This window comes from Aliidiomarina minuta (genome assembly GCF_003987145.1).
Taxonomy (GTDB): Bacteria; Pseudomonadota; Gammaproteobacteria; order Enterobacterales; family Alteromonadaceae; genus Aliidiomarina; species Aliidiomarina minuta.
Genome location: NZ_PIPL01000001.1, coordinates 1,748,007 through 1,762,589 on the forward strand (window position 1 = coordinate 1,748,007; position 14,583 = coordinate 1,762,589).

Below are 14,583 nucleotides of genomic sequence, written 5' to 3' on the forward strand. Positions count from 1 at the left end.
TCAAGGACCGGGACCAGACCTTAATTAATTTTTAGCGTTACGAGACTCAATTACTGACTCAGCAATGTTCTTCGGAGCTTCAGCATACTTCAGGAACTCCATAGAGTAAGAAGCACGGCCCTGAGTTTGTGAGCGCAGATCAGTCGCATAACCAAACAGCTCAGACAGTGGTACCTGTCCGTTCACCGCTTTCAGTCCACCTGGGGCATCTTCCATGCCTTCGATGATACCGCGACGACGGTTCAGGTCACCTACTACATCACCCATGAACTCTTCTGGAGTGGTCACTTCAACTTTCATCATCGGCTCAAGGATTGCTGGATTTGCCTGCAACGCACCTTTTTTGAAACCCATGCTACCAGCGATTTTAAACGCCATTTCGTTGGAGTCAACATCATGGTAAGAACCATCATACAGAGTCGCTTTCACGCCCAGTACCTGGAAGCCAGCCAACACACCTTGCTGCATCTGTTCCTGGATACCTTTGTCGACCGCAGGAATATATTCCTTCGGTACCACACCACCGACGATTTCATTGACGAATTCGTAAGTAGGCGCATCTTCGTCATTTTCGTCGATAGCTAACGGCTCAAGACGCAACCAAACGTGACCATACTGACCACGACCACCTGATTGACGCACAAATTTGCCTTCAACTTCAACCTTGTCGCGAATCGCTTCTCGGTATGCAACCTGAGGTTTACCCACGTTACATTCCACGCTAAATTCACGTTTCATACGGTCAACGATGATGTCCAGGTGCAATTCGCCCATACCAGAAATGATCGTCTGACCAGATTCTTCGTCCGTTTTAACACGGAACGACGGATCTTCTGCAGCCAGTTTACCTAAAGCAATACCCATTTTTTCCTGGTCAGCTTTAGTCTTTGGCTCAACCGCGATATCAATAACCGGTTCTGGGAATTCCATGCGCTCCAGTGTGATTTTGTGTTGAATATCACACAAGGTATCACCGGTGGTTACATCTTTAAGGCCGATAGCAGCCGCGATGTCACCCGCACGAACTTCTTTCAGCTCTTCACGGTTATTAGAATGCATCTGTACGATACGGCCAAAGCGTTCTTTCTTATGCTTAACCGGGTTGAAAACAGAGTCACCCGTGTTAACAACACCTGAGTAAACACGGAAGAAGGTCAGAGTACCTACGAATGGGTCAGTTGCGATTTTAAACGCCAACGCCGAGAAAGGCGCGTTGTCGTCTGCTTCACGCACACCTTCAGATTCGTCATCGTTAATACCAGTAATTGGCTTAACTTCAGTTGGCGACGGCAGGTATTCGATAACCGAATCCAGCATCGCCTGTACACCTTTGTTCTTGAACGCAGAACCACACAGAGTCAGAACGATTTCATTGTTCAGGGTACGAGTACGCAAACCAAGCTTAATTTCAGCTTCAGTCAGCTCTTCGCCTTCCAGATACTTGTTCATCAGTTCTTCGTTAGCTTCCGCCGCAGCTTCTACTAACTGATTGTGCATTTCTTCGGCTTCATCTTTCAGGTCATCTGGAATTTCAGCATAGGTAAAGCTCATACCTAAGTCTTCTTCGTTCCAGTTAATCGCCTTCATCTTAATCAGGTCGATAACGCCTTTAAAGTTCTCTTCAGCACCGATTGGGATATGAATTGGAACTGGATTAGCAGCCAAACGGCTCTTCATCTGGTTCACTACAGACATGAAGTCAGCGCCGGCACGGTCCATCTTATTGACGAATACCATGCGCGGTACTTCATATTTGTTAGCCTGACGCCAAACAGTTTCAGTTTGCGGCTGAACACCAGAAGAAGCACACAGAACTACAACAGCGCCATCAAGAACACGCAGGGAACGTTCAACTTCGATGGTGAAGTCAACGTGACCCGGAGTATCAATGATGTTGATACGGTGTTCTGGGAACTGCTTCTCCATACCACTCCAGAAGCAAGTTGTCGCTGCTGAGGTGATGGTGATACCGCGTTCCTGTTCCTGTTCCATCCAGTCCATAGTGGCTGCGCCATCATGAACTTCACCAACCTTATGAGAAAGGCCGGTGTAAAACAAAACACGTTCTGTAGTTGTGGTTTTACCAGCGTCTACGTGAGCGACGATACCGATATTACGATAGCGCTCGATAGAAGTTTTTCTTGCCACGTTATATTCCTCTTAATTGAGTACGAGCGTGAATTACCAGCGATAGTGAGCGAACGCTTTGTTCGCGTCTGCCATACGGTGTACGTCTTCACGCTTCTTAACCGCAGAACCCTTGTTCAAAGAGGCATCTAACATTTCGCCAGCCAGGCGTTGAGCCATGGACTTCTCACCACGTGAGCGGGCAGCGTCAACCATCCAGCGCATAGCCAGAGTGTTACGACGTACCGGACGAACTTCTACTGGTACCTGATAAGTTGAGCCACCTACACGACGTGACTTAACCTCTACGCTTGGACGAATGTTGTCCAATGCAGTTTCGAATACTTCCATGTGGTCTTTATCGCCCTTTTCAGCAACGATATCCAACGCACCATAAATGATTCTTTCAGCGACTGATTTCTTGCCATCAACCATGACAATATTAATAAACTTCGCCAACAACTCTGATCCGAACTTAGGATCCGGAAGGATTTTTCGTTGGCCGACTACGCGTCTTCTTGGCATCTTAATTCTCCGATGTCTTCAGGGATTACCCAAAACATAATAATAAATTTAAAAGTTTGGCCTTACTAAAAACGGAGTTCCGTTAGGACTTAGGCCGTTTTGCGCCGTACTTAGAACGACCCTGTCTGCGATCATTTACGCCAGCACAATCCAATGCGCCGCGAACGGTGTGATAACGCACACCTGGCAAGTCTTTAACACGACCGCCACGAATAAGAACAACACTGTGCTCTTGCAGGTTATGGCCTTCACCACCGATATATGAAGTAACTTCAAAACCGTTGGTTAAGCGCACACGACATACTTTACGTAATGCCGAGTTTGGTTTCTTAGGAGTGGTGGTATATACACGAGTACATACACCACGTTTCTGTGGGCAAGCTTCTAACGCAGGCACGTTGCTTTTCACAACTGGTGCTTTGCGCGGCTTACGCACTAATTGATTTACTGTTGCCATGGTTTCTCCAAGTAATCAGTACTTTTTCAGAACGACACAAAGCGCCCGGGTGAAAACACCCAAGCGCCGCTTTGGTTTTAATGGTTTCAGTCGCTATTACTGACCATCTATTCCAAGTAATTCCCCATCTCGGGGAGGCCGAATTTTATAGGTCATAAAATGCCCTGTCAACCACATCTCGCGATCCGTCGGGGTTTTACGCTATTAACCCGGCTTTGGAGCGTCGTTTTCCGTGTCTCAATATCCAGGCATTGTGCGCGCGGATGGCTACCACGGCAGGTGGAACCTGCCCTACCCGACATCAGCCAGATTTCACGTAGGGCAGGCTGTGCCTGCCGTTGCGATGTATCCGCTTCCCACCTGGCTGGACCATTCATGCACCCGGGCGCTATCACGAGCAGACCTCCAATATCGTGCGCGCGGATGGCTACCTCGGCAGGTAAAACCTGTCCTACCCGACATCAGCCAGATTTCACGTAGGGCAGGCTGTGCCTGCCGTTGCGATGTATCCGCTTCCCACCTGGCTGGACCATTCATGCACCGGGCGCTATCACGAGCAGACCTCCAATATCGTGCGCGCGGATGGTTACCACGGCAGGTGGAACCTGCCCTACCGGCGTTTTTTATAGGGCAGGCTGTGCCTGCCGTTGCGATGTATCCGCTTCCCACCTGGCTGGACCATTCATGCACCGGGCGCTATCACGAGCAGACCTCCAATATCGTGCACGCGGATGGCTACCTCGGCAGGTAAAACCTGCCCTACCCGACATCAGCCAGATTTCACGTAGGGCAGGCTGTGCCTGCCGTTGCGATGTATCCGCTTCCCACCTGGCTGGACCATTCATGCACCCGGGCGCTATCACGAGCAGACCTTCAATATCGTGCACGCGGATGGCTACCACGGCAGGTGGAACCTGCCCTACCGGCGTTTTTTATAGGGCAGGCTGTGCCTGCCGTTGCGATTTGTTTGTTTCCAGCAACAAAAAAGGCTCCCGAAGGAGCCTTTTTTAACTAACGCCGAAACTATTAATCGTCGCTTTGGTTCAGAGCGTCCGATAACGCCTGTTCCGCTTCTTCTGCACTTACCGACTGTTCCTGAGCTTCCTCCACCTCAACCTGACGCTTGCGCGCACGGTCCTGGTGATAGGCGTAACCCGTACCAGCTGGTATCAAGCGGCCAACGATAACGTTCTCTTTCAGACCCTGCAGGCTGTCTTCTTTACCCTGCACGGCAGCTTCAGTAAGAACGCGGGTAGTTTCCTGGAACGATGCCGCTGAGATAAAGGACTCAGTCGACAGTGACGCTTTGGTAATACCCAGTAACTGGCGCTCATACAGCGCTGGCATTTTGCCATCCGCTTCAAGACGACGGTTGTTCTCAATGATACGAGACACTTCGACCTGTTCGCCTTCAAGGAATTCAGAATCACCAGACTTCTGAATAAGCCCTTTACGAAGCATTTGACGAACGATAGCTTCGATATGCTTATCGTTAATCTTAACACCCTGTAAGCGGTAAACTTCCTGAACTTCGTTAGTGATGTAATTAGCCACTGCAGACACACCGCGTAAACGCAAGATATCGTGCGGGGCTTCAGGGCCATCGGCAATAACTTCACCGCGGGAGACCTGATCACCTTCAAAGACATTCAGCTGACGCCATTTCGGAATCATCTCTTCGTAATGATCGCCTTCTGGTGGTGTAATCATCAAGCGACGCTTGCCTTTGGTTTCTTTACCAAAGGAAACAGTACCTGTGATTTCCGCCAGAATAGCCGGCTCTTTAGGCTTACGTGCTTCAAACAAGTCAGCAACCCGTGGCAGACCACCGGTGATATCCCGCGTTTTCGAACCTTCTTGCGGAATACGTGCCAGGGTGTCACCAATGCCTACTTCCGAATTATCACTCAGGCTGACGATAGCGCCACCTGGCAGGAAGTACTGTGCAGGCATTTCGGTGCCGGCGATGTTAACGTCTTCGCCGTCTTCACCTACCAGTTTAACTGCAGGACGCATGTCTTTACCGGCGCTGGTACGTTGACCAGTTTCCAGTACCACGTAACTGCTCAGCCCGGTCAGTTCGTCAGTTTGTGTAGTGATAGTCACGCCATCAATCATATCCACAAACTTAATGCGACCTTTCACCTCAGTAATGATTGGGTGAGTGTGCGGATCCCAGTTCGCTACGATTTCGCCGCCTTCAACAGCGTCTCCATCGCCTTTCTTCAGGATTGCACCGTAAGGTACTTTGTAACGCTCGCGCTCACGACCGTAGGTATCAATTAGCGTCAGTTCAGTTGAACGTGACGTAATCACCAGGTGAGTATCTGAGTTCTCAACAGTTTTCGCATTGTGAAGTTTCAGTTTACCCGGGTTCTTAACCTGGATGTTGTTCTCAGCCGATGCCCGTGATGCGGCACCACCGATGTGGAAGGTACGCATGGTAAGCTGTGTACCTGGCTCACCGATAGACTGCGCTGCGATAACACCAACGGCCTCACCTTCATTAACGATATGCCCACGTGCCAGGTCGCGACCATAGCAGAATGCACAGACACCGCGTAATGAATCACAGGTGATGATAGAACGAACCTTGATCTCATCCACCGAATTGGCTTCTAAGATGTCACACCATTTTTCATCAATTAGTGTGTTACGCGGGATCAGAACTTCATTGGAACCCGGAGTCAGTAAGTCTTCACAAACTACCCGGCCCAGTACCCGTTCACGCAACGGCTCTACTACGTCACCACCTTCAATCAGTGGTTTAACGTATAAACCGTCTTCCGTACCACAGTCGGTCTCGGTAATGACAAGATCCTGCGCCACGTCAACCAAACGACGGGTCAGGTAACCTGAGTTGGCCGTCTTCAGTGCTGTATCGGCAAGACCTTTACGCGCACCGTGGGTTGAGATGAAGTACTGAAGTACGTTCAGACCTTCACGGAAGTTAGCTACGATAGGCGTTTCGATGATTGAACCATCAGGTTTTGCCATCAGACCACGCATACCAGCCAGCTGACGAATCTGTGCGGGGCTACCACGAGCACCGGAATCCGCCATCATGTAGACCGAGTTGAAAGACTGTTGCTCTTCCTGCTCACCCTTGGCATTGGTTACGCTTTCTTTAGACAGGTTATCCATCATGGCTTTGGAAACTTTTTCGTTTGCCGTTGACCAGATATCGATAACTTTATTGTATTTCTCGCCTGCAGTTACCAGACCCTGTTCGAACTGAGCCTGAATTTCCGCAACTTCGGCTTCCGCGCCTTCAATGATGTCTTTCTTAGAATCCGGGATTTCCATGTCGTTAATGCCGACAGAAGAACCCGAAATCATGGCGTAGTGGAAACCTGTGTACATCAGTTGGTCAGCAAAAATCACGGTATCTTTCAGACCACAATCGCGGTAACAGGTATTCAACAGACCTGAGATCTGTTTTTTACCCATGTTCTGATTGATATGCGAGAAGGCGATGCCTTTAGGCAGAATCATGAACAATAACGCACGACCTACTGTGGTTTCGACAATATGAGTAAACTCAGTGACCACACCATCTTCATCACGTTCGCAATCATTTACACGTACTTTAACGCGCGAATGCAGTATTACATCGCCGGTGCGATAAGCTTTTTCAGCTTCGGCCGGGCTTTTAAACACCATACCCTCGCCTTTCGCGTTTATCGATGAGCGCGTCATGTAGTAAATGCCCAATACAACGTCCTGTGAAGGAACGATGATAGGGTCACCACTGGCTGGCGATAAGATGTTGTTGGTCGACATCATCAACGCACGAGCTTCCATTTGCGCTTCTAAAGTCAACGGTAAGTGAACCGCCATTTGGTCACCGTCGAAGTCGGCGTTATAGGCCGCACACACTAATGGGTGCAACTGAATCGCTTTACCTTCGATAAGCACCGGTTCAAACGCCTGGATACCCAGACGGTGAAGAGTCGGTGCACGGTTTAACAGAACCGGATGTTCGCGAATGACTTCGTCCAGCACGTCCCATACTTCAGGAATTTCGCGCTCAACCATTTTCTTCGCCGCTTTAATGGTAGTGGCTAAACCACGACCTTCCAGCTTGCCATAGATAAAGGGCTTGAACAGTTCCAGTGCCATTTTCTTCGGCAGACCACACTGATGCAGGCGCAACTTAGGACCTACGGTAATAACCGAACGGCCTGAGTAGTCAACACGTTTACCCAGCAGGTTCTGACGGAAACGACCCTGTTTACCTTTGATCATGTCGGCCAAAGATTTCAGAGGACGCTTGTTAGAGCCAGTAATAGCACGACCGCGACGACCGTTGTCTAATAAAGCATCAACCGCTTCCTGCAACATACGTTTTTCGTTGCGCACGATAATATCCGGAGCAGCCAGGTCTAACAGGCGCTTCAGACGGTTATTACGGTTGATCACCCGACGGTATAAGTCGTTCAGATCTGAAGTTGCAAAACGGCCACCATCCAGCGGTACCAGTGGACGTAAATCCGGTGGTAACACAGGCAGAACCTGCAGGATCATCCACTCAGGCTTGTTCCCTGAACCTTCAAATGATTCCAGCAACTTCAGACGCTTAGAGATCTTCTTACGCTTAGTTTCTGAGTTCGTTTCAGGCAGCTCTTCGCGCAGCATTTTGATTTGCTCAGGCATGTTCACCTGGCGCAGCATATGCAATACAGCTTCAGCACCCATTTTGGCTTCGAACTCGTCACCGTGCTCTTCAAGCGCATCCAGGTAATCTTCTTCACCCAGTAATGAACCAACTTCCATCGACGTCATACCAGCGTCAATAATTACGTAAGATTCAAAGTACAGTACGCGCTCGATATCACGAAGCGTCATATCCAGCATCAAACCGATGCGGGATGGCAGTGATTTTAAAAACCAGATATGGGCAACCGGGCTAGCCAGTTCAATGTGCCCCATGCGCTCACGACGTACCTTGGTCAGAGTGACTTCAACGCCACACTTCTCACAGATAACCCCGCGGTGCTTGAGCCGCTTGTATTTGCCACATAAACATTCGTAGTCTTTTACCGGCCCGAAAATACGAGCACAGAACAAACCATCACGTTCAGGTTTGAATGTACGGTAATTGATGGTCTCTGGCTTTTTAACTTCACCATATGACCAGCTACGAATCTGGTCCGGCGATGCCAGTCCGATACGAATTCCGTCGAACTCGTCGGTCTGGTTCGCGGGCTTCAGAAACTTCAATAAATCTTTCACGCTTCTTCTCCTGTCGGAGTTAAACCTTCGGGGAGCCGGTTAAGGCTCCCACCTGAGATGCCATGGCGCTCGCGCCGTGACGGCCCTTATTTCTCTTCCAACTCGATGTTAATACCCAGTGAACGGATCTCTTTCAACAATACGTTGAAGGACTCCGGCATACCTGGGTCCATCTGATGGTTGCCGTCAACAATGTTCTTATACATCTTCGTACGGCCGTTCACGTCATCCGATTTAACAGTGAGCATTTCCTGCAGAGTATACGCAGCACCATATGCTTCCAGTGCCCATACTTCCATCTCACCAAATCGCTGACCACCGAACTGTGCCTTACCACCCAGCGGCTGCTGAGTAACCAGGCTGTACGAACCAGTAGAACGCGCGTGCATTTTGTCATCCACCAAATGGTTCAGTTTCAGCATGTACATGTAACCCACGGTTACCGGACGCTCAAAGCAATTGCCCGTGCGGCCGTCGTACAGCGTAACCTGACCTGATTCCGGCAAATCTGCCAGGGTCAGTAATTCTTTGATTTCTGATTCAATAGCACCATCAAATACTGGTGTTGCTATAGGCAGACCAGCTTTCAGGTTTTCAGCCAGACGCATAACTTCGTCATCACTGAACTCTTCTAAATTAACTTTCTGACGTACATCACCCAAATCGTAAACCTGTTGCAGGAACTTACGCAGCTCCGCCAGTTCACGCTGTTCTTTCAGCATCTTCTCTATTTTGGTACCAATGCCTCGAGCCGCAGCACCCATATGGGTTTCCAGGATCTGACCGACGTTCATACGTGACGGTACACCCAGCGGGTTCAATACGATATCAACCGGTTCGCCATGCTCATCATGCGGCATGTCTTCAATAGGTACGATAGTCGAGATAACACCTTTGTTACCATGACGACCGGCCATTTTGTCACCCGGTTGAATGCGACGTTTAACGGCAAGGTATACTTTAACAATCTTAAGTACACCCGGCTGCAGATCATCACCCTGAGTAATCTTGCGGCGCTTCTCTTCGTAACGCGTATCATAGTCAGCACGCAATTCGTCGTGCTGCTGTGACAGGTACTCAAGCTGTTGCTGAGCGTCTTCGTCTTTTAAGTTCTGAGTCAGCCACTTAACGCGATCCAGAGCAGCCAGTTTTGACTCATCAAAGCCATTGGCTAATAACAGATTACGTACACGGGCATAAACCCCTTCTTCCAGGATCTTAAACTCGTCGGTTAAATCTTTCTTAACCTGGGCCAGCTGCATTTCTTCGATGTCCAGTGCGCGTTTATCTTTCTCAACGCCGTCACGGGTAAATACCTGAACGTCAATAACAGTACCAGTGACACCGTTAGGTACACGTAGTGAGCTGTCTTTAACATCCGAGGCTTTTTCACCGAAGATTGCTCGTAGTAGTTTCTCTTCCGGGGTCAACTGGGTTTCGCCTTTAGGCGTTACCTTACCGACCAGAATATCGCCGCCGTTTACTTCAGCACCGATATACACAACACCGGATTCATCCAATTTGCTCAGCGCAGACTCACCAACGTTAGGGATATCAGAAGTAATTTCTTCCGGACCCAGCTTGGTGTCACGAGCCACTGCATTCAGTTCCTGAATATGAATCGTGGTTAAACGGTCTTCGATAGCGACGCGTTCTGAAATCAGAATCGAGTCTTCGAAGTTGTAACCGTTCCACGGCATAAAGGCTACGCGCATGTTCTGGCCAAGCGCCAAATCACCGAGGTCAGTTGATGGACCGTCTGCTAACACGTCACCGCGTTGCACAGGTTCACCCGGATTGACCGTAGGCTTCTGGTTAATACAGGTATTCTGGTTAGAACGCGTGTACTTGGTCAGGTTGTAAATGTCGATGCCAGCTTCACCTGGAACCATCTCTTCTTCATTCACCTTAACCACAATCCGACTCGCGTCTACGTAGTCAATCACACCACCGCGTTTAGCAATTACAGTGACACCAGAATCCACAGCTACTGTGCGTTCGATGCCTGTACCTACTAACGGCTTGTCAGCGCGTAATGTAGGCACCGCCTGACGTTGCATGTTAGAACCCATCAATGCACGGTTAGCATCATCGTGTTCCAGGAATGGGATCAGTGCAGCTGCAATCGACACGATTTGCTGTGGCGATACGTCCATATACTGAACATGTTCTTTGCTACTCAGGCTAAACTCGTTCTGGTGACGACTGGGTACCAGGTCTTCCAGAATTTCGTTCTTATCGCTCAGGTTAATGTTCGCCTGTGCGATAACGTATTTGCCTTCTTCGATAGCCGACAAATAATCCACTTCGTCTGTAACTACGCCATTTTCCACACGACGGTACGGAGTCTCTAAGAAACCATATTCGTTGGAACGTGAAAACGAAGATAACGAGTTGATCAGACCAATGTTCGGACCTTCCGGCGTTTCGATTGGACACAAACGACCATAGTGCGTCGGATGTACGTCACGAACTTCAAAACCAGCACGTTCACGTGTCAGACCACCCGGACCAAGCGCCGAAATACGACGTTTGTGAGTGACTTCTGACAATGGATTATTCTGATCCATGAACTGAGACAGCTGACTTGAACCAAAGAACTCTTTCACCGCCGCCGAAATAGGCTTAGCGTTGATAAGGTCCTGTGGCATCACGCTGTCCAGATCGCCTAAACTCAGACGTTCTTTAACCGCACGTTCTACACGTACCAGACCTACACGGAACTGGTTTTCAGCCATTTCACCTACGGAACGAATACGACGGTTACCCAGGTGATCGATATCATCCACTGTATCCAGACCATTACGGATCTCGATCAGTTTTTGCATCACTGCAACGATATCTTCTTTGCTCAGGTTACCGCTGCCTTCCAGCTCGTCACGACTCAGGCGACGGTTGAACTTCATACGACCTACCGTAGATAAGTCATAACGGTCTTCGCTGAAGAACAGATTCGAAAATAAAGCTTCGGCTGCATCTTTAGTCGGTGGCTCGCCTGGACGCATCATACGATAAATTTCCACCAGCGCTTCTAAGCGGTTGGTGCTGTTATCGATACGCAGCGTTTCGCTCATGTATGAACCGTGATCCAGGTCATTCATAAACAAAGTCTGGAATTTCTTAAAGCCAGCTTCGCGCAGCTCAGCCAAAAGCTCCAGAGTAATAATGTCGTTTGCAGAAGCAATGATTTCGCCTGACTTTTTGTCCACGTAATCGTTAGCCAGTACCTTACCTACCAGGTAGTCTACCGGCACTTCCATCTCATCAACGCCCATTTTCTCGAGCTGTTTGATATGACGGGCAGTAATGCGACGAGCTTTCTCGACCATTACATCGCCGTTCTCATCTTTAATATCAAACAAAGCAGTTTCACCACGCAGACGTTCAGGCACCAAGGCCATGAAGATCTTATCGCGGCGAATTTCAAACTTGGTTTTCTCGAAGAACATATCGAGAATTTCTTCGTTGTTATATTCTAACGCACGAAGAATAATAGACGCAGGCAGCTTACGACGGCGATCTATACGTACAAATACGTTATCTTTCGGATCAAACTCAAAATCAAGCCAGGAACCACGGTATGGGATCACCCGTGCGTTATATAGTACTTTACCTGAAGAATGGGTCTTACCTTTGTCATGGTCGAAGAATACGCCAGGCGAGCGGTGCAACTGGGATGCAATTACACGCTCAGTACCATTGATTACAAAGGTACCGTTTTCGGTCATGAGCGGAATTTCGCCCATGTACACTTCCTGCTCTTTTATATCTTTGACCGTACCGGCCGGTGCGTCTTTGTCATACAGCACCATATGCAGTTTAACGCGCAATGGAGCTGAGTAGGTTACGCCACGTATTTGACATTCTTTCACATCAAATACTGGGTCGCCCAAGCGATAGCTGACATATTTAAGTTCCGCATTACCAGAATAACTGGTTATCGGAAAAACAGAGCGGAACGCGGCTTCAAGACCATACTGGCCTTCCGGATCGGCATCGATGAATTTCTTAAATGAATCAAGCTGAATAGATAGCAAGTAAGGTACTTCAAGCACTTGCGAGCGCTTACCGAAGTCCTTACGAATTCGTTTTTTCTCAGAGTAGGAGTACGCCATGGGGTTCCTCAGCTAGCTGATTTCTGACCCTAACTGCCAGACAGCGTGGCAGCTACTAACAGATCTCGTCAAATCCGTTTACTACAGTTATAAATACTAATGCATTCCAAACTGTAACGAAAAAGAATGCATCCTTTTTAGCGCAAAAAGGCTGGTGACTAAAAAGTCACCAGCCTAAGCCCTGAAAAGGCCTTAATGCAAGTCAAGTTTACTTAATCTCAACTTCTGCACCAGCTTCTTCAAGCTGTTTTTTCAGCTCTTCAGCTTCATCTTTAGACACGCCTTCTTTCACTGCTACTGGAGCAGATTCAACCATAGCTTTAGCTTCTTTCAAGCCAAGACCGGTTGCAGCGCGAACGCCTTTGATAGCAGAGACCTTGTTAGGGCCCGCAGCTTTCAATACAACGTCAAATTCAGTTTGCTCTTCTGCAGCGGCTTCGCCACCAGCAGCAGGTGCAGCTACTGCAACAGCAGCAGATGCGTCAACACCGAATTTTTCTTCAGCAGCTTCGATCAGTTCTACAAGATCCATTACTGGCATCTCTGCGATCGCGTTTAAAATGTCTTCTTTAGTCAGAGCCATGCTTCTAAACTCCTGGGATTATGAATGTATAATTCGATTAAAAAATAAAATCGCTTATTTAGCGTCTTTGATTGCACCCAATACGCGGACAAACTTGGTCGGTACTTCGTTAATAGTACGAACAAATTTAGTAACCGGCGCTTTGAAGGTGGCAAGCAATTTGGCCAATGCTTCGTCGCGAGTCGGAAGTGACGCTACAGCGTCCAGTTTTTCTGGACCCATCAGACCGTTACCGATCGATAGCGCAGTCACATTCAGGTCTTTGTTCTCTTTTGAGAAATCTTTGAACAAACGAGCGGCAGCGCCCGGAGCTTCAAAAGAAAAACCATAGAGAAGTGGACCTTTCAATGCCTCAGACATATCTTCAAACTGAGTACCTTCTAAAGCACGTTTCGCTAATGTGTTCCGCACTACTTGCAGATGCACACCTTGCTCACGGGCCTGGGTACGAAGTTTAGTCATGTCTGCAACTTCGATTCCACGATACTCAGCAACAGCGACGGATAGAGCCTGTGAAGCGATATCGTTAACTTCTTTAACAATCGCTTTTTTTGCTTCTAAACCTAGTGCCACTAGTATCACCTCGTTTTAAATCGGAACTTCGGTGTCAAGCACCTCCGCTCCACGTTACAAGTTGGTAAGTTTGCTGTTGCCAACGCCCTTACCCCTTTGTCACGGTGAATCTCTCCCAGAGAGTCTGAGTCGGACTTCACCATCTGCGCAGGACCTTCTCTTACAAGAAGCGATTAAGCCCTTTCCTCCCGGAATGAGCTCCTGCGGTCTTGGATGAGAGCCGCTTCATAAATGAGAGGCAGCTCCAACCCTAAAACCTTTTGACTTAAGCTTTGCCTTCCAGCGTGCCCTGGTCAATACGTACACCCGCGCCCATAGTGGTCGACAGGCTGATACGTTTAATATAAGAACCTTTAGCTGAAGACGGCTTCGCTTTACGCAGCGCACCCAGCAAAGCTTCCAGATTTTCGACTAACTTAGTACCTTCAAAATCTACACGGCCAATAGTGCAGTGAATGATACCATTTTTGTCATTGCGGTAGCGTACCTGACCAGCTTTTGCATTTTTAACTGCAGTAGCTACGTCTGGAGTTACGGTACCTGTCTTCGGGTTTGGCATCAGGCCACGTGGACCTAAAATCTGACCCAACTGACCAACAACGCGCATTGCATCCGGAGAAGCAACAACCACGTCAAAGTTCATTTCACCTTTTTTGACCAGTTCAGCAAGGTCTTCCATGCCTACTAAGTCAGCGCCGGCTGCTTTTGCTTTTTCAGCATTATCGCCAGAGGTAAATACAGCTACACGAACATCACGACCTGTGCCGTTTGGCAGTACCGTAGCACCACGAACGTTCTGGTCTGATTTACGTGCATCAATGCCAAGGTTCACTGATACGTCAACGCTCTCAGTAAACTTAGCAGTTGCTAATTCTTTTAATAAAGCCACAGCTTCATTGATATCGTAATCACGAGTTGTTTCTACTTTCTCGCGGATAGTGCGCATACGTTTTGTTAATTTAGCCATG

8 protein-coding genes are annotated in these 14,583 nt (G+C 48.6%); all 8 read right to left on the bottom strand.

All coding sequences use genetic code 11. From position 1 onward, the window contains the following. Nucleotides 1-24: 24 nt before the first annotated feature. The 8 genes from fusA to rplA all read right to left on the bottom strand — a co-directional run bounded on the left by fusA (nt 25) and on the right by rplA (nt 14,582). A complete protein-coding gene (gene fusA / locus CWE09_RS08405; RefSeq protein WP_126803524.1) occupies nt 25-2,148 on the bottom strand; it encodes an elongation factor G in 2,124 nt (707 codons plus the stop codon). A 33-nt stretch (nt 2,149-2,181) separates the two neighbouring features. Further along, a complete protein-coding gene (gene rpsG / locus CWE09_RS08410) occupies nt 2,182-2,652 on the bottom strand; it encodes a 30S ribosomal protein S7 (protein ID WP_126803525.1) in 471 nt (156 codons plus the stop codon). Nucleotides 2,653-2,734: 82 nt separating this feature from the next. Next, nucleotides 2,735-3,109, bottom strand: coding sequence for a 30S ribosomal protein S12 (gene rpsL / locus CWE09_RS08415; protein WP_126803526.1), 375 nt, complete (start codon nt 3,107-3,109; stop codon nt 2,735-2,737). Nucleotides 3,110-4,135: 1,026 nt separating this feature from the next. Then, complete coding sequence (gene rpoC, locus CWE09_RS08420; protein WP_126803527.1) at nt 4,136-8,344, bottom strand: DNA-directed RNA polymerase subunit beta'; 4,209 nt, start codon at nt 8,342-8,344, stop codon at nt 4,136-4,138. Between the two features lie 86 nt (nt 8,345-8,430). Beyond that, on the bottom strand, nt 8,431-12,459 hold the full coding sequence (gene rpoB / locus CWE09_RS08425; protein ID WP_126803528.1) for a DNA-directed RNA polymerase subunit beta: 4,029 nt from the start codon (nt 12,457-12,459) through the stop codon (nt 8,431-8,433). A gap of 208 nt (nt 12,460-12,667) precedes the next feature. Further along, nucleotides 12,668-13,042 carry a 50S ribosomal protein L7/L12 gene (rplL, locus tag CWE09_RS08430; protein WP_126803529.1) on the bottom strand — a complete coding sequence of 125 codons (375 nt, stop codon included), beginning with the start codon at nt 13,040-13,042 and terminating at the stop codon, nt 12,668-12,670. Nucleotides 13,043-13,096: 54 nt separating this feature from the next. Further along, nucleotides 13,097-13,615 (bottom strand): 50S ribosomal protein L10, encoded by a 519-nt coding sequence (gene rplJ / locus CWE09_RS08435; RefSeq protein WP_126803530.1) that lies wholly within the window; start codon nt 13,613-13,615, stop codon nt 13,097-13,099. A 265-nt stretch (nt 13,616-13,880) separates the two neighbouring features. Continuing rightward, on the bottom strand, nt 13,881-14,582 hold the full coding sequence (gene rplA, locus CWE09_RS08440; protein ID WP_126803531.1) for a 50S ribosomal protein L1: 702 nt from the start codon (nt 14,580-14,582) through the stop codon (nt 13,881-13,883). Between the last annotated feature and the right edge of the window lies 1 nt (nt 14,583).